Source organism: Marvinbryantia formatexigens DSM 14469 (assembly GCF_025148285.1).
Classification (GTDB): domain Bacteria; phylum Bacillota; class Clostridia; order Lachnospirales; family Lachnospiraceae; genus Marvinbryantia; species Marvinbryantia formatexigens.
This window is the reverse complement of sequence record NZ_CP102268.1, coordinates 2,614,069-2,636,169: the sequence shown is the minus strand read 5'-3', so window position 1 is coordinate 2,636,169 and position 22,101 is coordinate 2,614,069. Positions and strand designations below refer to the sequence as shown.

Annotated in this window: 18 protein-coding genes; 2 read left to right on the top strand and 16 right to left on the bottom strand. The window is 46.6% G+C overall.

Annotated elements, in window-relative coordinates; all coding sequences use genetic code 11:
- The first annotated feature begins 47 nt into the window (after window positions 1–47).
- Window positions 48–701, top strand: a complete 654-nt coding sequence (locus NQ534_RS12430; protein WP_143115822.1) for a hypothetical protein — start codon at window positions 48–50, stop codon at window positions 699–701.
- A gap of 249 nt (window positions 702–950) precedes the next feature.
- Here NQ534_RS12430 and NQ534_RS12425 read toward each other — a convergent pair whose 3' ends face one another.
- Together NQ534_RS12425 and NQ534_RS12420 are read right to left on the bottom strand one after the other, a co-directional pair.
- The gene (locus NQ534_RS12425; RefSeq protein ID WP_260042659.1) at window positions 951–1,685 is read right to left on the bottom strand and encodes a hypothetical protein; all 735 of its coding nucleotides are present in this window, start codon (window positions 1,683–1,685) and stop codon (window positions 951–953) included.
- Between the two features lie 535 nt (window positions 1,686–2,220).
- Entirely contained in the window at window positions 2,221–3,027 is an 807-nt protein-coding gene (locus NQ534_RS12420) for an ABC transporter ATP-binding protein (RefSeq protein WP_074680100.1), read from the bottom strand.
- Window positions 3,028–3,236: 209 nt separating this feature from the next.
- Here NQ534_RS12420 and NQ534_RS12415 point away from each other — a divergent pair, with 209 nt between their 5' ends.
- Window positions 3,237–3,746, top strand: a complete 510-nt coding sequence (locus NQ534_RS12415) for a GNAT family N-acetyltransferase (protein ID WP_006860418.1) — start codon at window positions 3,237–3,239, stop codon at window positions 3,744–3,746.
- Between the two features lie 143 nt (window positions 3,747–3,889).
- Here the strand turns inward: NQ534_RS12415 and NQ534_RS12410 are convergent, their stop codons facing one another.
- From NQ534_RS12410 to NQ534_RS12345, 14 genes are all read right to left on the bottom strand, one after another.
- The gene (locus NQ534_RS12410; RefSeq protein WP_006860419.1) at window positions 3,890–4,579 is read right to left on the bottom strand and encodes an MgtC/SapB family protein; all 690 of its coding nucleotides are present in this window, start codon (window positions 4,577–4,579) and stop codon (window positions 3,890–3,892) included.
- 33 nt (window positions 4,580–4,612) lie between these two features.
- Window positions 4,613–5,308, bottom strand: a complete 696-nt coding sequence (locus NQ534_RS12405; RefSeq protein WP_006860420.1) for an MBL fold metallo-hydrolase — start codon at window positions 5,306–5,308, stop codon at window positions 4,613–4,615.
- A gap of 12 nt (window positions 5,309–5,320) precedes the next feature.
- Window positions 5,321–6,142, bottom strand: a complete 822-nt coding sequence (locus tag NQ534_RS12400) for a glycerophosphodiester phosphodiesterase family protein (protein ID WP_006860421.1) — start codon at window positions 6,140–6,142, stop codon at window positions 5,321–5,323.
- 6 nt (window positions 6,143–6,148) lie between these two features.
- A complete protein-coding gene (locus tag NQ534_RS12395; RefSeq protein WP_006860422.1) occupies window positions 6,149–7,891 on the bottom strand; it encodes an ABC transporter permease in 1,743 nt (580 codons plus the stop codon).
- A 14-nt stretch (window positions 7,892–7,905) separates the two neighbouring features.
- The gene (locus tag NQ534_RS12390) at window positions 7,906–8,910 is read right to left on the bottom strand and encodes an ABC transporter ATP-binding protein (RefSeq protein ID WP_006860423.1); all 1,005 of its coding nucleotides are present in this window, start codon (window positions 8,908–8,910) and stop codon (window positions 7,906–7,908) included.
- Between the two features lie 36 nt (window positions 8,911–8,946).
- The gene (locus NQ534_RS12385) at window positions 8,947–9,975 is read right to left on the bottom strand and encodes an extracellular solute-binding protein (RefSeq protein ID WP_242655302.1); all 1,029 of its coding nucleotides are present in this window, start codon (window positions 9,973–9,975) and stop codon (window positions 8,947–8,949) included.
- A gap of 393 nt (window positions 9,976–10,368) precedes the next feature.
- Entirely contained in the window at window positions 10,369–12,543 is a 2,175-nt protein-coding gene (locus NQ534_RS12380; RefSeq protein ID WP_006860425.1) for an extracellular solute-binding protein, read from the bottom strand.
- Window positions 12,544–12,692: 149 nt separating this feature from the next.
- Window positions 12,693–14,138, bottom strand: a complete 1,446-nt coding sequence (locus NQ534_RS12375) for an arylsulfatase (RefSeq protein ID WP_006860426.1) — start codon at window positions 14,136–14,138, stop codon at window positions 12,693–12,695.
- 24 nt (window positions 14,139–14,162) lie between these two features.
- On the bottom strand, window positions 14,163–16,319 hold the full coding sequence (gnpA, locus tag NQ534_RS12370; protein WP_040781584.1) for a 1,3-beta-galactosyl-N-acetylhexosamine phosphorylase: 2,157 nt from the start codon (window positions 16,317–16,319) through the stop codon (window positions 14,163–14,165).
- 76 nt (window positions 16,320–16,395) lie between these two features.
- Window positions 16,396–17,268 carry a carbohydrate ABC transporter permease gene (locus NQ534_RS12365; protein ID WP_040781803.1) on the bottom strand — a complete coding sequence of 291 codons (873 nt, stop codon included), beginning with the start codon at window positions 17,266–17,268 and terminating at the stop codon, window positions 16,396–16,398.
- Between the two features lie 16 nt (window positions 17,269–17,284).
- Complete coding sequence (locus tag NQ534_RS12360) at window positions 17,285–18,178, bottom strand: carbohydrate ABC transporter permease (RefSeq protein WP_040781807.1); 894 nt, start codon at window positions 18,176–18,178, stop codon at window positions 17,285–17,287.
- Window positions 18,179–18,382: 204 nt separating this feature from the next.
- Complete coding sequence (locus NQ534_RS12355; protein ID WP_040781586.1) at window positions 18,383–19,627, bottom strand: ABC transporter substrate-binding protein; 1,245 nt, start codon at window positions 19,625–19,627, stop codon at window positions 18,383–18,385.
- On the bottom strand, window positions 19,624–19,941 hold the full coding sequence (locus NQ534_RS12350) for a hypothetical protein (protein WP_006860431.1): 318 nt from the start codon (window positions 19,939–19,941) through the stop codon (window positions 19,624–19,626). Before NQ534_RS12350 ends, NQ534_RS12355 begins: the two co-directional genes overlap by 4 nt.
- An 80-nt stretch (window positions 19,942–20,021) precedes the next feature.
- Window positions 20,022–22,031, bottom strand: a complete 2,010-nt coding sequence (locus NQ534_RS12345; protein WP_006860432.1) for a right-handed parallel beta-helix repeat-containing protein — start codon at window positions 22,029–22,031, stop codon at window positions 20,022–20,024.
- Window positions 22,032–22,101 lie beyond the last annotated feature (70 nt).

Below are 22,101 nucleotides of genomic sequence, written 5' to 3'. Positions count from 1 at the left end.
TTTCGGAATCATATAATGTAGGGAGCACTCAAAAGGAGCCTTTTATTGTGGATAGGAAAAAATCCTGTAATTGTATAAGGCAATGCCCCTGCTATCCCAGATGCGACCAGATGATGGATGACGGGCAGCTTCCCGGCGCCATCCCGCCCTCCTGGCTGCGTTCAGAGATGCCGCGTCCCATGAAAAATATGGAGCAGACTATGCCGCAGAACGGCATGGCGCGTATGGATTCTGATGATATGCCGCTGCCCGGCGCTTCCCGCATGGATTCTGCCATGCCACAGACGGGGACCGGGGCGCGCCTGGATTCCCGCACCCGCATAAGCGACGATATTCTTCTGGAGGAGGAAAATGAGCGCGACTGGCAGCGTCTGAAGGAAATGTATCCGGAAATCGCCAAAATTATTATGGCGGAGGTGGAACGCGTCTGCGACAGCATGGAGTATGAGGGCAGCATGATGTTCGACACCATGCCGGACCGCGTGCGCATCCGTATGCTAACCGACGACATCTACGACAAGGTAAAAGACAGGTATCCGGTCGAAGAAACAGACGACCAGGACGACATGTTCTCTATGAACCAGGAGGGTCGCCGCCGCTACCCGCCCGGACAGAACTGGCTCGGCGACTTTATCCAGGTGCTTCTTTTCCAGGAAATGCACCACAGAAGATGCCGTCACCGCGGCTGCAGGCGCTGGTAAAACGCCGATTACGCCTGCCGTGTATGTGTAAAAAGGTCCGGAGGACCTTTCCTTAGTTGCGGCTGATGTTGCTTGCACATCCGTAAAAATGAGAAAACAGCCCTTAACAGGAAACCTGTGCGGTCTGTTTTCCCATTTTTCCCGATTAATTATTTTTCATAGAAATTTCATTTCTCTTTTCTTGTTTAAAGAATTCATGGCTTGTCAATGAATATTATTCATTCATTAAATATTCCCCAGATTTCATTCTTAAAACAGCATCCCAGAACAGGCAAAAATAACAATATTGGTCAGTATATTGCACAGCCGAAGCATCCGCTCCCGGCGCATGGCTGAAAAAAACAGAAGCATTACTGCAAGAAGCACCATAAGAAAAAGCAGAATATTTTTGCATCCAGCTTCCATTATCATGCCAAATGGCACTACAAGCATCACCATACTCATATAACAGACCAGTGCATAGCTTGCAACGATTTCTGTAAAAGAATATGGAATAAAAAAACCTTTTTTATGCTTTTCTGTAATTGACAGAATCTGCCTGGCATATACCTCTTTTATATTTGCAATGAAAGTAGAAAATATAAACATTGCTATCAGACGTGCAGCATACGGATCACCAAGAAGCGGCACATCTGCAAAAACCATCGTCTTTGTGAGAATTACCGAACAAAAAAGTAAAAACGCCATCACCAGAATTACATTTTTCCCCGTCCTGATAGTTTCTATAAACGCTTTACAAATCAGAGCTGTTCGCCTGCATAATGGAAGAGAATACAGATATATGTAATGCTCTTTTCGTGCAGAATGCTCCGCCGCAAGCTGCTGCATTGCTGCAGTATTCCGGTGTCTTCCGGCAAAATTCACTTTTTCCATATAAGACAGTGCCGCAAAATATTTCCCCCATTTTATATCTGTTCTGCACGTATAGATTCCCACCAGAACAAGCCATAAAAGCATAACTATTACAAATGCCGGGTTTTCCATTTGCTGTATCCAGAGAAACAGCCCGCTGGAACACAAATAAATCCCACAGAGAATCACCGGATGCCTGCCATTAAATTTCTGCCATTGAACACACGCAATAAGTATCAGGTAGGTAAATATGCACAGCAATGGCAACAGGTTTCCTAAAATATCCTTCCTATAAAGCACACTTGCCAGAGCCATCGAAATAACCGCCCTTACGCATACGGTTTTTAATACCGCAAGCAACATCACATATTTTAAAAAGGGAGAATTAAAAAAGTAATGGATTGCCGCCGGATTTATGGAAAATACTGGATTCTTATGCTGGATAAGATAAAAAAAGCAAACCAGACAAAAAACTCCCCAGACTACTGTCTTTTTCTCACCAGATAAAGCAGCAGCTACTGTTCCCCACGTAAGAATTATCTTCAAAAATATTCCACCTGACAGGACAAGACCAAGCAGTTCTAACCGATAATTTTTTATCTGGATTTTTGTTTCCCTGAACGATTCCAGCCAAAAATATCTGAACATATTGTTCTCACACGCTCCCTCAATCTTCTGTCTCTGTTTCTTCTGTTTCCCCGACTTCCTGGCTGGACAACTGCAGATAAATCTTTTCCAATGACGACAAGCCCTGCAATTCCATCAGTTCTGCAAGGCTTCCCTGGCATAACAGCCTTCCTCTGTCAATCAGCACATAATAATCACAGATGCTTTCAATCAAACTTAATAAATGAGTGGATAGAATCACCGTTTTTCCTTTGCACTTTTCTTCCAGTATCCTCTCCTTCAGAACACTGATCTGCTTCGGGTCAAGACCAGAAAACGGTTCATCAGCCAGCAATATTTCATATTCTCTCAGCAATGCACAGGCAATAGAAAGCTTCTGACGTGTCCCTTTTGACAAAATGCCCGGCACCTTATCCAGATGTGCTTTCAGCTCAAATAAATCCGTCAAATCATCTATTCTTTCTTCTGTATGATACATAGCTCCAATAAATGCCAGATGCTCCAGCACCGTCAGTTCTTCAAAAACAACCGGCAAATCCGGAATATATGTAATTGGATATCCCCCACCGGACTGCATTCTGCTTTTCTTATTCCCACAGTTCCATTTTCCATGTAACATATGGTTTTTCCCCAACAACGAATAAATATCCTGCCCTTTGTATAAAATACTTCCCCTGTCCGGCTGCAAATAACGTATCATAAGACGGATAGCAGTTGTTTTTCCCGCTCCGTTAGCGCCAATCATTCCAACAATACTATTTTCTGGTATCCGAAATGACAGGTTATCCAGTGCCGGTACTCTTTTATACGCATACGTCACATTTCTAAATTCAATGGCATCTACCATAGCAATATCCTCTCCCGGAAATAAAACAAGGTATGCACTTACTTCATATAGAATTATTGTAGCATACGCATCAGGCTTTTTAAACATATATTTCTGATTACTGTTCGCTCCATCCACAGGAAATTCCATGTTTTCCTTGCTTTATCTGCTTCCCGCGAGTAAAATAAGAAATATGAAATACAGCTCATGAAGACGGAGGTGGATGATTCATGCACATCGAACTGAAAAAATGGAGTTTAGAGGATAAGCACATTCTGGCGAAAATATGTGATGAAGCGGACCGTTCTTATTTATCTGACCGCCTGCCCTCCCCATATACAGAGGCCGACGCGGTATCGTGGCTTGAAATAGTATCTGAGCATGAGGGAAAAGACGGCGTGTTCCGCGCAATCGTCGCAGACGGAGAAATCGTCGGAAATATCTCGGTGGAGCAGAAGGCGGATGTCTACCGCAAAGACGCGGAAATCGGATATATGCTGCTGGATGCTTACCGCTCAAAGGGCATCATGACGGAAGCCGTCCGGATAATCTGCGAAGAAGCCTTTTCCACGCTGGACATTATCCGCATTACCGGTCTGGTATATGCCCCCAATATCGCATCGCAGAAGGTGCTGGAAAAGAATGGCTTTTTAAAAGAGGGGGTACAGCGCAGCGCTGTCTTTAAAAACAATCGTGTATATGATTTGTGGCTGTATGGCAAAGTATGCTCCCCGGTATAAATCCCGGACACGCAGAAGCAATGTTTTTCCCGTATGCCACATATGTCATACCGCCAGAAATATTGCATGATACATTATGAACAAAAGAAGCGGTTTCCTTATTTTACTTCTAAAATAATCGAACCGCTTCTGCTCTGCTATCGTCAGGATATAAAGTTTACCTTTTCCACCCCATGTATCATTTCAATTTTCCCCAGCACATCCTCTCTGTCCTCATGTATACAATTTTGAATGGATATAACCGCACCTTTAAATTCATGTTTTTTCTCAAATATCTGTACTTCTCCAATCTTCATACCCAGAGCATTGATTCCATTGTAAAAATCCGTAAGATTTGAGATATCTCCGAGCTGGACATAAACGCTGAACCATCCATTATGAAAAGTAATCCTGTCCTCCACTCTTTTAAAGGTTCCCATTGTCACATAAACAGCAAGTGTAGCGGCAATTCCACATTCAAAAAAGCCAATCCCGATAACAAGTCCGATGCAGGCGGATACCCACAGCCCTGCCGCTGTCGTCAGTCCGCGTATTCTTAATTTCCCGGATATAACAATACTACCGGCTCCGAGAAAACCGATTCCGCTGATTACCTGCGCCCCAAGCCGCGCCGGGTCTCCGGTAGCAAACTTGTAATACACAAACTCTCCCGTAATCATAACAATGCAGGCTCCCAGACTAACCAGCATATAGGTCCTCATCCCGGCAGGCTGGTTCGCTTTTCCCCGTTCCAGTTCTATCACTCCACCGCAAATCATTGACAACGCGATGCGCAGGAGCATTGTGACTATACTCAGATTATTTACAGAATTCCCCCATATTTCTATACTCATTTTATAAAACCTCTTATCCGGAATCCTCTCATCTTAGGTTTCTTCCACTTTCACATAATTAAAACCTTTTTCTTCAAGCTTTTTCATAAAATCATTCGAGAAATGCATACAATAAATATTCTTTCTCATCTGAACAGGAAAAAGCGATTCCAGCATACTCAACGGACAGTGAGACAGACGCTCTGTCTCATATTCTGTCGTATCCTGATAAATCTTTTTTATTTCGCCTGCAAGAAATCCCTTAATCACCCTATCCGGGATTTCATAAGAATCACCGCTGTAATAGATTTTTGCGTCCGGAAATTCCAGCAAATAGCCATAACAGCCAATGTTTTCCTCATGCTTTACAGAAAGCGCATGAACCGCAACACTTCCGATACAAAAATCCCTGTCAACCGACAGCACGTATGCCTCCCGCACAATTCCCATCATATCTAACAGGACAGCTAAAGATTTTTCCGGATAGAAGATATTTACCCTTTTTCCCAACACATAGTATGTATAAGAAATGATTGAAGGCAGGCTCCCCACATGATCACTATGCGTATGTGTAATGATGATAAAGATTTCCGGGCAGGATTCCAGTAATTTCATTTTATACAGCTTTGAAAAAACCGTCTCTCCCGCATCAATTAAAACCAGAGAATCTTCCATTATAAAATAGGCGCTTGTATTTCCCAACAGCGGATTAAACGCTGACCCGCATCCCAGAAACCGAATTCTTTCCATCTCAGACCTCTGCTACATACGATTATTCAGATAATCTGCGCAGTGACGTGTCCAGTCCGTCTGGATAATGTCAAAGCCCTTGTCCGCCAGCCATCCCCATCCCCTTTCCGGATTTCCGGCAAGCGAAACATCATCGTTATGCCCCGCTGCCAGCAACACGCGGCTGGAATATACAATGGCATTTCCCCATAAAATTCTGCCCTTTTTGTGCATCATTTCAATGTAAGAATCCTGTGCAAGATGCGATGTTTCCTTTTCAAATACAAGCTCTGCACCGATATAATTAATATTCATATGTTCAATTTTCTCCGAGGCCGTATCCTCTTCTTTAAAAATAGGCATAAATTCCACAGTGGGCGCGTAGTTTTCCACCAGCTTCAGCGCCTGTTCTGAAGGATCGCATTTCAGCAGTATCTGATCCAGCATATTATGCCTTTTTACCGCATGTATCACATCTCCTACAAATCCTATGCATCTGTCCAGATTCAGGATGCATTTATTTTTATAATGCTCCAGCACTTCGTCAAAAGAATTCAGCGGCACAAAGGTTTCTACCAGATCTCCATTGCACAGTCTCAGTTTTCTGATCTCTGCAGCAGTCATCGTTTCAATATTAAAATGGCGGTCCAGATGGGCAGGTTCTTTTCCTGTATGAAAAACAAAAATTTCTCCATCCAGACTCTTAAATAGATCCATCTCCAGAATATCCGCTCCATCTTTTAACGCAATATCAAAAGCGGCAATCGTATTGGGAGGAATATTCCCTCCCCAGGTTCCTCTGTGAGCCGCAATCAGAATTCCCTTTTCCTTTTTTAATTCAGACACAGTTCTCATAATCTCTTACCTCTTTTTCTTTTTTGCAAAAAATTTTTTTATCGTACTGATTCCGTCATACCTACCAAGCCAGAGAGCAATGGTGGAAATAATCATCAGAATCACTGTATAAACAAATGCCATTGCCTGTGCATCCGTCGTAGCCGTTTCATCCGTTGCCGATTTAATCACAATACCCAGTGGCTTAAACAATGGATGATACAGAAATACAGATAAATCGTACTCCGATAACAGGCTGTTAAAATTCAATACAATAACTGAAAGCACAACCGGCATGATTACCGGCAAAATTACCTTGCGCATTGTGTAAAACGGCTTTGCGCCCATAACCTGGGCAGCTTCTTCCATGTTTCCATCGAGACCGACGAACGCTGCACGGATCATCCGGTAAGAAAATGGAATCTTAATAATGATATATGCAATCAGCATAATCACTGTAGTAGCAACCAGGACCTTATTCATTACGTTGATACGCGGTTCGTCATATGTCATCATCAGACCCAGTGCAATCATGGTCGAAGGAAGAAGCCACGGGATCAGAATAAGCGGTTCATAAAGCTTGTCCCATTTATGCTTCGCCTTCGTCACAATTCTTGCAACTGCAATACAGATTACCGCGACAATCAATGCTGCTGCCAGAGAATACACGATACTGACCAGATATGGTTTGTACGCTGTCGAAGAACGAAATAGTTTCGCATAGTTTTCCAGAGTAAACGAATCCGCTCTCAGTTGCCCCGTTTTAATAGTCAACCCATCCGTAAAAGAAAATACAACGACATTGATAATCGGAAGCATGTAGATGACAAACATCACATAAGCCACAATGTGTGCAATAACATTCAGTACCGGATTTTCAATTTTCTGCTTAACCATTCTTGCCTTGGTCTTTGATACAGAAATGTAATTTCCCTTTTTCTCAATTTTCTGCATAATAAACAGAAGAATCGACGTAGCCAGACCCAGAATAATTGCCAGCAGTGCTGCAATATCACGCGAACCATTCATATCGGCAAAAGTTTTAATCATCGGATTAATCGTCTGGAAATCGGGTCCTCCTACAATCAACGGACCAGACATCGTACTCAATGCTGCAATAAATGTCAGAATCGTAATAGCAAATATGGTTGGCTTCAGCGTAGGAAGCACTATTTTAAACAGAATGGACATCTGTGACGCTCCCATATTTTTTGCTGCCTCAATGGTATGGTAATCCAGATTCCGGATTGCATTTGTCAAAAACATCATATGATTTGACGTGCCGGAAAATGTCATAATAAACAGTACTGCCCAAAAACCCACAAACCACTGCGGATCCATATCAGGAAAGAACTGCAGAAGTACCTTTGTAACAATTCCGGTTTCTCCATAAACAAATTTGTAACCGGTGACGAGAACCACCCCTCCATAAATCAAGGTGGTCATAAATCCCATGCTTAACAGCTTAGAGCCTTTAATGTCAAAATACTCTGTAAACAGAACGATCAGAATACCTGAAATATTTACGGTAACAATAGAATCAAATGCTAATAAAAAGCTGTTTTTTAAACTTTTTATTGCTCTTGCAGATTTCATAATCTTCGGAATAGCTTCCAAAGAAAATTGACCGTCCTTAATAAATACCTTCAAAATCAGATTTACATTCGGAAAAACCAGAAAGGAGAGAATAAACCATATCAAAAGAAGCTTCAGGAGCAGCCCCGGAATATTGATTGTCCCGTCCCGGAATTTTGCTTTTATCTTACCCATAGAATTTTCCTCCTTTAAAACTGCATAATATCCTGGGCGCCAATATACAGATCTACTTCATCGCCTTCTTTATAGTACTTGTAACCGTCATTTTTTTCCAGATACTTTACCGTCTGTCCCATACAGGACAACGTATATTTTGTCAATATACCATTAAATTCTGTATCTGTCACAATTCCTGTTATTTTTGCATGATCCGGCTTATATTCATTCACACATCTTTCAATTCTCACAAAGCCGGTTTTCTTCGTATCAAACGAAGTCCCAATCTGTTTATTAATCAGATTCAGAATATCTTCTCCCAGACGATTGATATCTCCAATAAAGTCACATACAAATTCGCTGCTGGATCTATTGTATATTTCATAAGGTGTTCCGACTTGTTCAATATAGCCATTATTAAAAACAGCAATTCTGTCAGAAAGGGTAAGTGCTTCTTCCTGATCATGTGTGACATATAATGTGGTAATGCCCAAATCTTTCTGAAGCCTCTTCAATTCAAGCCGCATGTCTATTCTCAATTTTGCATCCAGGTTTGATAATGGTTCATCCAGACATAGAATCTTCGGTTCCAGAACGATTGCTCTTGCAAGAGCTACTCTCTGCTGCTGTCCTCCGGACAGATCAGCAACATTTTTCGCCAGCTGCTCGTCTGTGATTTTAATTTTTGCAGCTATTTCATGTACTTTTCTGTCTATTTCCGTCTTCGTCATTTTCTTCACTTTCATTCCAAAGGCAATATTTTCATAAACCGTCATTGTAGGAAAAAGGGCATAGCTCTGAAATACCATACCTATGTTTCTTTTTTCTACCGGTAAATTCGTCACATCTCTGCCGTTTACAATCACTCTGCCCCTAGATGGTGCAAGAAACCCGACCAGAGCACGCAGCGAGGTTGTTTTTCCGCACCCGCTCGGACCAAGGAAGGTGAAAAACTCACCCTCCTTGATTTCCAGGTCCAGATTTTTCATTGCCACAAAGTCACCATATCTGATTTCTATATTTTCAAACTTTACCATGATTTACTCCTATCTGACCGAACTTTGAAATGCTGACTACTGGACAAATTCCAACTCTGCTTTTTCTACCCAGGCATCCACATTTTCAGCAATGAATTCCCAATCCAGATTCTGCGGTGTAAGCATTGACATTAATTCAGAAATATCTGCCGAAACATTTGCCAGCGCCTCTTCCTGACACGGAATCGTTCCGAAATTATTTGACCATTCCAGCTGTATCTCCGCGCTTCCAAGCCAGTTGAGGAATTCTACACAGAGGTCATATTTTGTAGTACCCTCCGCAATAGCAACAGATTCTACCACATACGGTACTCCAATCTCCGGAACCATAATCTGGAATTTATAATCCCGTTCCTTCTGCTCTGTCAGAACTCCGGAAGCCCAATGTTCATCCATCGGATATGTACCATCTATTACTTCTCCTATAGAATCCTCTCCTTCTGCGATATTATGAGCATTTCCCAAAAATTTCGCAGCAATTTCCCATCCTTCATCTGAAATACCAAGTTCTCCATCCGGATCCGGATAGCGGCTGATGATACTTGCGTATACAGTTTTTCCGGTGCCGCCGCTTAATCCATGCAACTGATATAAGCCAGCATATTTGTCGTCTGTAAGATCAGTCCAGTCAGACGGCATATCCTCGTAATCAGCGTTTCCAATCAGAAGCAGCGGGGTTGTCGTAACCGGATAATAATATCCTTCCGCATCGATCAGACTCTGATCCACGCCATCTGTCCAATCCGGCTCCCATGTCTGAAGGAGACCACTTGCCTTCATCTTCTCATATTCAATGTTATTTGCACCGAATACAACATCGCAAAGGGGGTTATTTTTCTCAGCAATCATACGCTCTGTAATCGCTGAAGCCCCAAGACCAACTACCTCTACATGAAATCCCTCTTCCGCCGCTCTGTTAATCAGCCATTCATCCCGACCATCCGAATCATTGTTCGTGTAAATAACAATGGTTTCGCTTTTGTCTGCCTCTTCTGCACATACCAGGGCGGCGCTCATCGAAATTACCGTAGCTCCTGTCAATAATGCAACAAACATTTTTTTCATCTTCATTTCCTCCTTTTATAACGTATTAATTTTTATCTTTTACATTTAAACCATACCATATTTATTATAACGTGTCAATATATATTTTAGTCATTTTCTCCCGATTTTCTTTAATTTAACGCTCCTTTTTCATAATTTTTACTTCATTTTTACTTTTTTTGCAAAAACATTCCATACGAATTCACAAATACCAAACCCGTTTTCTTTTATTCATTCACCATTCTTCTTCAAAAATATTGTAGCGTTATAATCGTTTTCATAAGTCAAGAGATAAATTTGCATATATCAAATGTTGGTAAAATTTTGCAAAAAAGAGCAGAGTGTGTATTCCCCACGTACTCTGCTCTTTACTCCATTCTTATCCGGATGCCCATGATTGCGGCTCCACTTTTCTTACCACATTTCCTCGTCAATCATGCTCTGTGCTCTTGCCAGCGCTTCATCTGTGCCGAGCAGCCCTGTCATAACATTTTTCACCGCACTCCCGACAATATTCATAAATTTCTTTTCGTCAAAAGGTCGTCCGTCCTCGTCCGGCAGCCTTCTTGTTTCCGACATTAAAAAGCACTTTTTGGAAAGCTCCAGCCACGGAAATGTTTTCATAATATCGTATTTATCATAGGTTCTGATGCACGGAGACACATTTCCCAGCGCTGCCATGCCGGATGCAACCGGCTCTCTGGTAATCCATTTGATAAAAGCCAGCGCATCCTCAGGATGCCTGCTGTTTTTGGATACCGCAAGAGAGCCTCCGCCGTAGATCGGATTTCCGCCCGGTACCATTCCAAAGCCGACATTTCCAATAATTTTAGAATGATACCCAAGAATTTCCGATGCATAGTTGCTGAAATTAATCATCATTGCAATGTTTCCGCCGGCAAATTCCTTGGCGGCCGTTGTCCACCACTTCGCAGGTTTGCCCGGAATATATTTCTGCAGTTCCAGAAGCTCTTCCATTGCCTTTTTACCGACATCATTGTTTATTACAATTTTTCCGTTTTCATTGTACAGATTCTTTTTATGACCGAAAAATCTGGCAAGAAACTCCGTGGCCGCTACGCCCGTATTTCCCAGTGTCAGATTCGTCCCGTAACGAACATCTGTCCCAAAGCCATCCCCTTCCGTAAAAAAAGCGGCAATCCTGTTGTATTCCTCAAAGGTTTCCGGTATCTGCAACTCCTTTTTATATTTCTCTCTGTATTGTCTTTTAATCGCGGCATTTTCAAAGAGGTCTTTTCTGTAGAATAAAAGCTGGGCGCTGGGCGAGGTGGGCAGCGCGTATATTTTTCCCCTCACATAGCAGTATTTGTCCTCCAGCGCCGGAAGATACTCTGAAAGCGATGTCCTGATATCCGGGTCAATCTGTTCCAGAGGCAGCAGCAGACGCTCCGCGAACCAGGACAGCCACCGGACATCGATCCGGAACACATCATACAAATCCGATATTTCCGAGCTGACAAACTGGTCATAAATCTCATCGTACGAATATACTGCCACTTTTATTTTTGTCCCCGTCTTTTCCGTATAAAGCTGGGACATTCCCTGAACAATTACGGATTCCGGACCATCCAGCGCCAGCACTCTGAGGCATTCCGCCGGTTTAGCTGTAATGCTGATATGCTTCCAGTCCCGTTCTCCGTCATTATCCAGGATAACCTCCCTGTCCCCCGTGCCTTCTGATTGTTCCAGAATGCGCGACGCAACCTTTTTTCCCAGAAGACTGTAATTTAATTCATATTTTATAAAATCCTTTTCCGGCAGAGAAATCACCGGTGAGAGTGTATGGATATCCATTTTTTTACTGCCAAAAAGCGATTGGGCAATCTGTCTTATGCTCTCTGCCAGACCAATATTCGTTGTAACGATCGCGTCTATCCGTTCATCCGCAGCAAAGAGATTCAAGATGCTGTGAGAAATCCGCCCCAGATCCGTTGTTATTTTCAGAACGCTGCATCCGCAGTTTTCATCAATTTCACTGTTGAAGCCTTTTAAAAACTCAGCCTCATTGGAATACTTTTCGGTTTCCGTAATAACCGCCACATTCCTGTATCCCTTTTTCAGCACCCTTTTTGCCATCTGACTGCCCGCCAGCCGGTAATCAAATCCATAATAATCCGCCTGGAAAGCAGGACGCCGTTCCACGAAACATACTCTCTTTAATTCGGCATCCTGATACGGATTATCTTTCCCGCTCAGACATGTGATTGCCGCGACGCCACATACTCTGGCGGATCTGGCTTTTTGAATCATTTCCATTTCCGTCTGTGGACTGTTATTGGAAATAAACAGCTCCACAGAATATCCTCTGCTCTCCGCATAATATTTTAAGCTGTTATAGAATTCCCTGTATTGTCTTGATTCAACCGTAGGAAGAATAATTCCAATGGTATTTCCCGTTCCTCTTCTGAGCATACGCGCCTGTTCATTAATGGTATATCCCAACGTCCGTGCAGCCTCTTCAACAATACGGATTTTCTCGCTGCTCACATTCCCTTTCCCGTTTAATACATTTGATACCGTCCCCTGCGATACTCCTGCCAATTTTGCAACATCAAGAATTGTAGCCATATTTACCCCTTTTCCATTCTTATAACGTTACAATAATAATACAACAAATCGCGTGGTTTTGCACTATTTTTATAAAAAATTTAATAGCTAAAAAAGTCATGCTGCATTTTCCGCCAGCATGACTTTTTCTCACGTTATTTTTTCTTATATTATTTTTCCGCCAGATACACCGGATATTCCCGTCCCGCGATCAGAGAAGTTCCATCGGTAAATCCCTCCGGACGTCCGGTGAGTTCCCGGATGAGGCAGTTTCGCAGATATGCGATTCGCTCCCGGCACGCCGGGTCCTCTATCCGGTCGTGCAGCTCGTGGGGGTCCTCCTCCAGAACGAAATAATGCTCTGTGCCCGAAGTGCTGAACCAGCAGAACTTGTCCTTCTTCGTCACGATATAGTGATTCGACAGCTCGCCATAGGAATGCTCGCCGTGCAGATATTCCCTGCCTTCCCCATCTGCAAACGCCAGCAGGCTTTTTCCATCCACACGGTCCGGAATGTCCGCGCCCGCGATGTCCAGAAGCGTCGGCATGATGTCGCACAGCTCTGTCACCTCATCGCAGACAGAATGGGGCGCAAAGCCCGTCAGCTCCGGATTTCCCGAAATAATCAGCGGGATGTGGATGCTGCCCTGGTAGGGCAGCGACTTCCGGAAATGATGGTGGTCGCAGAGCTCCTCGCCGTGGTCGGCGGTAAAGAAAATCATCGTATCGTTCTGCAGCTCATGCTCCGTCAGCGCCATAAGCAGCCGCCCAATCTGGTGGTCCAGATGGGTGATGCAGGCATAGTAGCCAATCTGCGCCTGCCGTATCAGCTCTTCATCCTCCGGTCCCGTTAGGGAATCAAAAATCCGTCCGCGCTCTTTCAGGAGTTTTGTATCCTCCCAGTCCCCCACATAAGGCGGCGTCAGCTTTTTATCCTTGTATAAATCGAAATAATACGCCGGCGCGTCAAAGGGCGGGTGCGGACGCAGGTAGGACGCCATCAGAAAAAACGGCTGGTCCGGATCTCTCCGGCGCAGGAAATCAATACTCCGGTCCGTCACCCAGTTTGTGGGATGATACTTCTCTTCGTAGGGGAACGGGCGCGCCACCCAGCTATTGCAGTCCAGCCCGCTCTCCATCGGGTCCGCGCTGATTCCCTTCTGCTCCTTCAGCCAGTAATAATAATCGTCCGCGACGTGCTGGGATTCCCGGTAAGGAACGGACCCATAGCGCGCGTAATGAAGATAACCGTCGTGCAGCTCCACATTGTGAAAACCCAGATAATTGCGCAGCGGATGCACATGCATTTTTCCGACGCACTGCGTATAATAGCCTGCTCTGGAAAGCTCGCCCGCCAGCGTATGCTCATAGCGCCAGGCGATTCCGTCCTGGTAGCCCACGCGCCGGTGGTGTTCCGGCAGCATTCCGGTGTGCAGCGCCGCCCGCGCCGGAATACAGCTTGGGCAGGCGCTGTAGGCATTGGAAAATAAAACTCCCTTCGCCGCCAGCGTGTCAAGATAGGGCGTCTTTACGTCCGGGTGCCCCGCAATGCCAAGGCAGTCTCCCCGGAGCTGGTCCGTCATGATAAATAAAATATTCGGCTTTTTCTGTTTCATCCCTGTCCCCCGCGCCTTCGCACATTAAAGCTCGTACCACACAATCTGGTTTGCTTCCAGCTCCAGCCCAAAGGAGCTTCCGTCTCCCCGGTATACCGTGGTCGTCTGCGGTTCGTAAGTATTGTTCACCACGCAGTATTTTTTATTTTTGATGTATGCGTGTACTTCAACATTATAATTTGAAGAAAACCATTTGTGGATGTTCTCCTCGTCCCCCGTGCTCCAGAGAATCGCCCGGTACAAAAGCCTGCTGTTCTCAAAGCTGTAGGGAAGCCCGCTGATATAAACGCTGCGGCCTTCGCCGAATTCATTCACCGCCAGATATACCCTCTGCTCTCTGGATACCAGCACCTTCGCATCCTCCAGCGCATAAATAAACTTTCCGGGCTCGCCGAAATCAATCTCGCCCTTCACGTCCTCCGTGATAAAGTGGTCATGATTTTCCCAGTTATACTTATCGTATCCCAGCGTAAAGTCGCGCTCCTCTTCCACGCCCAGCACGTTGGCAAGCTGGAAGAAGTGACCGTTCGCCTGATGCGCGGTCGGTTCTCCGACACCGATAAAGCCGCCGCCGCGGTAAACAAACTCCTTGATGGCGGAGGAAATCTCCGGATTGCACCACCATTCGCCGCCGCTCTGCGCCGTGTCGGCATCGCCCACATTGATAATTACGTCGATATCTTTTAAAATATCCTTGTTTTCCAGAATATCATCAAAGCTGATAAACTTCACGTCAAAGGGCGCACCGGAAAGCGCTTCGATGATGCCCTCATAGGAATAATTCTGTTTGAAGTAGATCGCGTGGTGCACCATGTGAGTGCCCCATGCCCGCATCTTTCCCCAGCAGTTCAGCACAGCCACCCGCTTCACACAATAGGGCGTCGTACCTTTGATATTTTCATACAGCTCGCGGAACTCCGCGCACACCGATTCCACATAATCCACAAAATCCGGGAATTGCACCGCCAGCTTCAGATATCCGCCGTAGCCGATGCGGTCAATCGGCTTTCTTAAAATCGCGCGCCGCGCTGTCACCCAGTTGAATTTCGCTTCCTTCACCGGGTCGCCGCCCTCATGGAAGGTATCCGGGAAGAAATACGGCAGAAGTCTGCCCTCCGTGTACTTCACTCCCTCAATATCGCTGATAAGGCGCAGGGTCGCGCCATTTCCCACGCTTCCCACCACGGCATCCAGCCCGACGGTTTTAAACTCGTCCATAAACGGCTCCATGCCAATCCAGTGGTCGCCCAGGAACATCATGGCTTCCTTGCCGTACTCATGGCAGATGTCCACCATTTCCTTCGCAATCTTCGCTACCTCGCGGCGCTGGAACGCCTGGAAATCCCGGTACTGCTTTGTCGGAATCCGGTACTGGTTGTTATAGTAGCCCTGGTCAATAATATATTCCGGGCGGAACGGATAGCCAGCTTCCTTTTCAAACTGCTCCAGGATATAAGGGCTTACCGATGCGGAATAGCCGTACCACTCCACATATTTTTCCCGCGCCAGCTCATCAAACATCAGCGTAAACTGGTGGAAAAAGGTGGTAAAACGGAGCACATTGACATATGGATGCTCCTCGATAAACTTTCTCAGCCGCTTCATCGTATAGTCGTGGGTCTTCGGCTGTCTGACATCAAAGGTCATCTGATGCTCGACATCCTTCCAGTCATTCACCACCGCATTGTACATATGTACCGGGTCCCACAGAATATAGGCAAGAAAGCTCACCGTGTAATCATGGAAGGGTACGCTGTTTATGACCACTTCCCCGGCTTCCTCCTCATAGCTCCAGTCCGATACCGGCACGACCTCCCCGGTCGTCCGGTCGATTACCTCCCACCAGCGTCTGATATCGTCGCGCACATTCGGGGTCAGCATATCGGGGTACAGCCCCTTCATCAGACGAATGCGCAGCGTGGTGTCCGCCGCCGTATAAAAGGGCGTCATCACATACATCTGCTGGATTTCATCGGGATTTGCCTTTGCCCATGCATTATCCTTTCTCGTGGTATAATAAGTGGAATACACCTTCATTCCGGCGTCCTTCAGCTCGACCGGAAAATCCGTTCCGTCGCAGTCGCGTACCGCGTCGGCGCCCCAGCGGCGGGACAGCTCCAGTGTATCCGCAATTACATCAATATCTGTCGGAATGGTTACTCTTCCCTTATTCTGTTCCATGTCGTGATTCCTCCTGTTTTTGCATATATAGTGACAGAAAGCGGGGGCAAAAGCAGCCCCCATGCTGCCGCAGAAATTAACCCTTCACACCGCCGCCGGTAACACCGGAAATAATCTTTTCGGACATAAAGATGTAAAGCAGGAAGGTGGGCAGGAATACAATAATAACTGCCGCAAACAATCCGCCGTAATCGCCCGTATACTTCATGGAGTTTACAATCTGCAGAAGACCTACACCAACCGGCGTCATGTCCGAGCTGCTTGCAAAAATGAGGGCGATAAAGAATTCGTTCCATACGCCGAGGAAGTTAAAAATCGTTACCGTGATAATCGCCGGCTGTATCAGCGGGAGCATAATCACCCGGAAGGTTTTCGCCGGCGGGCAGCCGTCGATCGCCGCCGCTTCCTCATACGATTTTGAAAGCGTCGCGAAAAAGTTCAGCAGATAGGTCGTGGTGTACGGCACCTTCAAAAAGATATACAGAACGATCAGAAGCAGTCTGCCCTTTAAGCTCCACTGCGTTGCCAGGGAATAAATCGGCATGATAATCATGATTTCCGGAACGCTCATCGCAATAATCAGACCGGTTCTTATCGACTTGTTCCCCTTAAAGCCAAATCTTGAAAGCACATAAGCCGCCGGTGCGGAAATCAGAAGCACGCCCACGCAGGCAGACACCGAATACAGCAGGGAATTTCCAAAGAATACCGATACATTCTGCGCCTTCCATGCATTGGCATAATTTTCAAAATGAAGACCGCTCTCAAACTTAAACACATTTCCCGAAAAGATTTCCCGCGAGGTGGAAAGGCTCGCCGCCAGAATCCAGAACAGGAATGCCGCCGTAAACAGGATCCAGATTATGACAATCAGATAACCGGGCAGCAGGGAAAGCTCTTTTTTCCAGTTTACCGGATTTTTTATTTTCACTTTCTTTTCTTTTTTCATCATCTCATCCGCCCTCCTAGAACTCCAGATCGTCATCTTTAATCAGCTTATTGACAGCAAAATAAACTGCAATGATGATAAGTGCCAGAACCACACCGACAGCGGCGCCCGCGCCCGCGTCGCGCTCTGTAACGCCCTTGCCGCCGAATACGAGGTCATACAGATATACGACCGGAGCAATCGTGGATGCTTCCGTATCTACCGGCGAGAACATCTTCGACCACATAAAGAAGGTCGCCGTGTTGATGCTCCAGAAGGTGATGTTCGTCTTGGTGATTCCTTTTAACAGAGGCATCGTGATTTTTCCAAACTGCTGTATCTTATTGGCTCCGTCAATCGTCGCCGCCTCGTAGATATCCTGCGGGATACGCTCGATACCGCTGATGAAGATAAGCATGTAATAACCGACCGCACCAAACACGAAAGCAAACAGCATCGCCCAGAATTTCATATCGGTGCCAAGCCATTTCACACCGTCCAGTCCGACCATGCGCAGCATCTGATTGAGCATACCGTAATCCTGGTTGTAGATGTACTGAATCCACATCGTCGCCAGCGCTACGGCGCTGATAACGTTCGGCATATAGATGGCCGCCCGGAAAAACTTCTTAAAACGGATTTCTCCGGTGAGGATTACTGCAAACAACAGGGCAAGCGCCAGTGTCAGAATACCGCCGACAAACCAGATACGTATCATGTTCCACATGGAGATACGCCATGTCGCGCTGTTGAAAATTCTTAAATAGTTACCAAAGCCGTTAAAAGTCCACTCCGAGACGTCCGCCGTTACACTGCCCACGCTGAAGAAGCTCATTATCACGGTACGTACCACCGGATATAAGAACATACCTACCAGCGCAATCACACAGGGCAGGATAAAGCAGACTATCATAGTCTTATTTTTTTTCATAACTTCCCATTCCGCCTTTCTTCGGATATACAGCAGTTCAGCCAGGCTGCCCTGCTGCAATCCCTTCCAATCCGCCGCGCGATGGTAAAAAGAGGCGGCACCACGTCAGCGCCGCCTTTTTTACGTTTGGATGATGCGTAGAGCGCAGCATCATTTCTTTATTTTTCAGGATACCGGGGACAGATGCCCCGGCTGTGATACCTCTTAGTACAGAGCGTCTACCGCTGCGGTGAACTCTTCACCTGTTGCGAATTTGCCCTCGTAAAGCTGGATGATAACATCCTTGATAGCTGCCTTGAGGTCGGAGTTGTCGTTCAGACCCATATTCCAGGACAGCGGATTCTCTGTTGCGTTGAGCGCTTCAATGGTTCCATCCATGATAGCCGGAGCTGTGTTGCTCGGATCTGCCGGAATCTGGCTTGCTGTATCCGCCATCTTCTGGTCATACTCGCCGCTGGTGAGGAACATCAGGAAGTCAAATGCCGCCTGCGGGTTCTCACTGTAGGAAGTGATTGCCAGAGAGTTTGCGCCTGCATATGCGTTGGACGGGTCTGCGCCGCCTTCTACGGACGGATAGTTGAACATGCCCCAGTTAATCTCGGAACCAGTATTGTTGTTTACCTCTGCGCATACATAGTTTGCGCATACAACCATTGCAACCTGACCTGTCAGACCAATCTTGTTCTGGCTGGACGGATATTCATCCGGAGCGCCGTCTGCAAGATATCCTGCATTTATAAAATCAATAATATCCTGTGCCGCCTTAACAGCACTTTCGTTATCGGACCATCCGCCGTTTACTGCCAGGTCGGAAACGCCAGCCTCACCCAGATATCTGTCAAGGTGATAAGCGAAGGTGAAGTCTGCATATGTACTGTCAAGTGCCAGCGGCTGATAACCGTTATCTACCATTGTCTGGCATGCTGCAAGGAAATCTTCCCATGTAGCCGGAACCTCGGTGATTCCGCATGCATCAAAGATGTCCTTGTTGTAGAAAATGCCGCCAACCTGAGGCTGCTCTGTGATACACGGAAGGAAGCCCGCCCACTCGGTTGCCACTTCGTTGAAGCATGCAAAGCTCTGGTCTGCATAGCCTGCCGCCTCTGCCATTTCTGTGAGGTCGTAGCAGTAATCCTTGTAGATTTTTGAGATTCTGGAATAGTCATCCTCAAAGATATCGATGTTTTCGCCTGCCTCCAGAGAAGACTGAATCAGCGTATTGATATCGCGGCCCTTCCACTCGATGTTGATGGTTGCTCCGGTCTGCTCTGAGAAAGCGTCCGCCGCCTCCTGGATGATCTGTCCCTGCGGCTCTGTGGAGTTCCACATAGACCAGAAGGTAAGCGTTACGCCGCTGTAGTCAGCCGCAGCGTCCTCTGCAGCCACACCTGCTGTCATGCCTGCCACCATTGCAGAAGCCAGTAACATGCTGATTAATTTCTTTTTCATTTTAATTTCCTCCATTCTGAAAATTCGTCTGTCCTTTCCCGGCCGACAGACTTTCTGCCTGCGGAAACCGCCGCCCCTCCGGCGCCGGCATCCCGTCGTTGTTTGGTGACTTCAGTATAACTTTTTCTTTTCCCCTGCGCAATCCGATTGTTGCTCTGTTTTTTAGTTTTATTGCTATTTTTGTTGTTAATGTCTTTAAAAAAGGAAATTACTTCCGCAGAATTAGTCAATACGCCCGACATTATTTCCCCTTTTCGATGTACTCTTAAAATATCCGATGATTTCTCTGCTTTTTCCAGTTTTTTCTGCCGCACTTTTCTTTCTCCCCGGCGCGCAAAAAAAGAACCACGTTTTTATTTTTCGTGGTTCTTTTTTTATAAAAATTGTTCGAATGTTACTGTGAACAAAGTGAACAGTAACCCTTTTTCGCGTCCTCCGCGTCCGCAAACGGTCCCGGAATCACACGGATTCCCCGGTGCGTGCCAAAATAATCGGCGTCGAACTGAATCGGCGTTCCGTCCGGATTTTCAAATTTCTGCTCCGGCTCAAATGCCTGTCCGAGCACCTCCGTGTTAATCATCCTGTCGGTAAAGCCCTCCAGGAAATCGTACAGATTGGTATCCAGATAATATGCGCCGTCCTTTTCCACCAGCTCTACCCGGATATCCTCTCCTCCCTCTGCCGCCACCAGACCGTCGACCTCATTTTTGCAGGCCCTGGCGCCGCGCAGATATACGTTTCCTTCCGTCCATACCGGAAGATGTCCCGCATGGGCGGGCTCCAGCTTTTTCATATCCGCCGGTCTGCTGAAGTCAAACTGCGAAATCCATTCCGCGTAGGTCGGATATTCGTCAAACATCCAGGTGCCCGCCGCGCGGTTTTCCACATCCGCTCCATCGTCGCTGTCGTGCGGAATGATAACATCCCCGGACGGCCATTTCTGCACGAAAATATTGTTGTAGAACCGATCGTCCCCGTGAAGGATGGTCATAAAGCCCATGACCTCCGTGCGGTGCGGAATATGATACGGCGTATAGCGCGGGCCTGTTCCGTCGCCGACGCAGGTAAGCGCGCCGCAGATCAGATTATGCACCATAGCAACGCCCTCTGTCGCCATGCGCAGGCTGACCTCCGAGAGCAGAATATTGTTGTCGATCAGTGTCGGACCGTGACCGACCTCCACAAAAATATCCTGTGACATCATGCCGCCCTTCAGAATTTTAGCGAACTCCGGACGCTGGTTATCGTGGAGGAGGTTCTGCGTGATGCGCGTTCCCTGCGCCTCCCAGTCGCACCAGATGCCCATTGTGCAGTGATGAATATGATTGCGGCGCATAATCACGTCAATCGCCGCGTGCATTTTAATGCCGGCGATCTCCGCGCCGCCCTGCTCCATCATGTTATTGATGTGATGAATATGGTTATCCTCAATGACGCTGAACACGCCGCCCATACGGCCGATAATGCCGCCCTGCTCGCAGTGATGGATATTGTTGCGGCGGATAATGTGACCGCCAATGTTCTCCTTCAGCCAGCCGTGATACTGTCCGCGGCATACGGCGTCGCGCTCCATCTGCGTCGGGCTCTTGACATATTTGTTGGTAAAATAGTGCTCGTTATCGGGGTCCAGATATTTTCCCAGGGAAATGCCGGCGCATTTGCTGTTTGAAATATCGCAGTCCTCGATAATCCAGCCCCGGCTCCAGTGCGGACCGATCATGCCGTCCTGGAATGCGGCGGGAGGAGCCCAGGTCGTCGCCGCCTTGTTAATGTTAAACCCGCTGACGGTTATGTACCCAACGCCTGTTTCCGCCGGCATGAAGCATTCCCGTCTGACATTAATCTCCACATTTTCCTCATTCGGATTTCTGCCCTGGAAGTTCGCGTATATAATCGTCTCGTCCTTCTCTTCATCCTGCTGCGTGTACCATTTATATACCGATTCCTCCGGCACCCAGCTGCACTCATAGACTTCGCCTTTTATGCAGTCCTCAAGGTTCTCCGTCTCATACAGCGCCCTGTCGTTCAGATATACGCAGCCGGTATGTTTGTCCGCCTTCGCAAAATACCAGTCGCCGTATACAAAGGTCGTATATGGATTGTATCCGCCGAAAATGCTGTTGCTGATGCGGCATACCCAGACATTGCCCTCATATTTTTCCCAGCTCTGCACCTGCTCGGCGCCGGTGATGACTGCGCCAAGCGGCTCCGTACTGCGGTAGGTAATCCGCGCGTCCTCCGTTCCTCCATGAACCGGGTTGACATACTCGCGGTAAACGCCGGGCGCAACCAGCACCTCATCCCCCGGCTGCGCAACCCTCGCGGCATCATTGATGCGGCGGAACGGCATCCCGGCGGTTCCGTTTCCATCACATTTTGCATTTACATCTACATAAAGCTTCATAAAGAAACACCTCCTGCTCAACTGCTATAATGTCGATTTTTACTTATCTTAGCAAAAATCCCCAGGGCTG

Excerpts from the sequence above, each read along its gene's own strand:
- NQ534_RS12425 (WP_260042659.1), bottom strand. The coding sequence starts at position 1,685 with ATGGAAAACCCGGCATTTGTAATAGTTATGCTTTTATGGCTTGTTCTG.
- NQ534_RS12420 (WP_074680100.1), bottom strand. The coding sequence starts at position 3,027 with ATGGTAGATGCCATTGAATTTAGAAATGTGACGTATGCGTATAAAAGA.
- NQ534_RS12415 (WP_006860418.1), top strand. The coding sequence starts at position 3,237 with ATGCACATCGAACTGAAAAAATGGAGTTTAGAGGATAAGCACATTCTG.
- NQ534_RS12410 (WP_006860419.1), bottom strand. The coding sequence starts at position 4,579 with ATGAGTATAGAAATATGGGGGAATTCTGTAAATAATCTGAGTATAGTC.
- NQ534_RS12405 (WP_006860420.1), bottom strand. The coding sequence starts at position 5,308 with ATGGAAAGAATTCGGTTTCTGGGATGCGGGTCAGCGTTTAATCCGCTG.
- NQ534_RS12400 (WP_006860421.1), bottom strand. The coding sequence starts at position 6,142 with ATGAGAACTGTGTCTGAATTAAAAAAGGAAAAGGGAATTCTGATTGCG.
- NQ534_RS12395 (WP_006860422.1), bottom strand. The coding sequence starts at position 7,891 with ATGGGTAAGATAAAAGCAAAATTCCGGGACGGGACAATCAATATTCCG.
- NQ534_RS12390 (WP_006860423.1), bottom strand. The coding sequence starts at position 8,910 with ATGGTAAAGTTTGAAAATATAGAAATCAGATATGGTGACTTTGTGGCA.
- NQ534_RS12385 (WP_242655302.1), bottom strand. The coding sequence starts at position 9,975 with ATGAAAAAAATGTTTGTTGCATTATTGACAGGAGCTACGGTAATTTCG.
- NQ534_RS12380 (WP_006860425.1), bottom strand. The coding sequence starts at position 12,543 with ATGGCTACAATTCTTGATGTTGCAAAATTGGCAGGAGTATCGCAGGGG.
- NQ534_RS12375 (WP_006860426.1), bottom strand. The coding sequence starts at position 14,138 with ATGAAACAGAAAAAGCCGAATATTTTATTTATCATGACGGACCAGCTC.
- gnpA (WP_040781584.1), bottom strand. The coding sequence starts at position 16,319 with ATGGAACAGAATAAGGGAAGAGTAACCATTCCGACAGATATTGATGTA.
- NQ534_RS12365 (WP_040781803.1), bottom strand. The coding sequence starts at position 17,268 with ATGAAAAAAGAAAAGAAAGTGAAAATAAAAAATCCGGTAAACTGGAAA.
- NQ534_RS12360 (WP_040781807.1), bottom strand. The coding sequence starts at position 18,178 with ATGAAAAAAAATAAGACTATGATAGTCTGCTTTATCCTGCCCTGTGTG.
- NQ534_RS12355 (WP_040781586.1), bottom strand. The coding sequence starts at position 19,627 with ATGAAAAAGAAATTAATCAGCATGTTACTGGCTTCTGCAATGGTGGCA.
- NQ534_RS12345 (WP_006860432.1), bottom strand. The coding sequence starts at position 22,031 with ATGAAGCTTTATGTAGATGTAAATGCAAAATGTGATGGAAACGGAACC.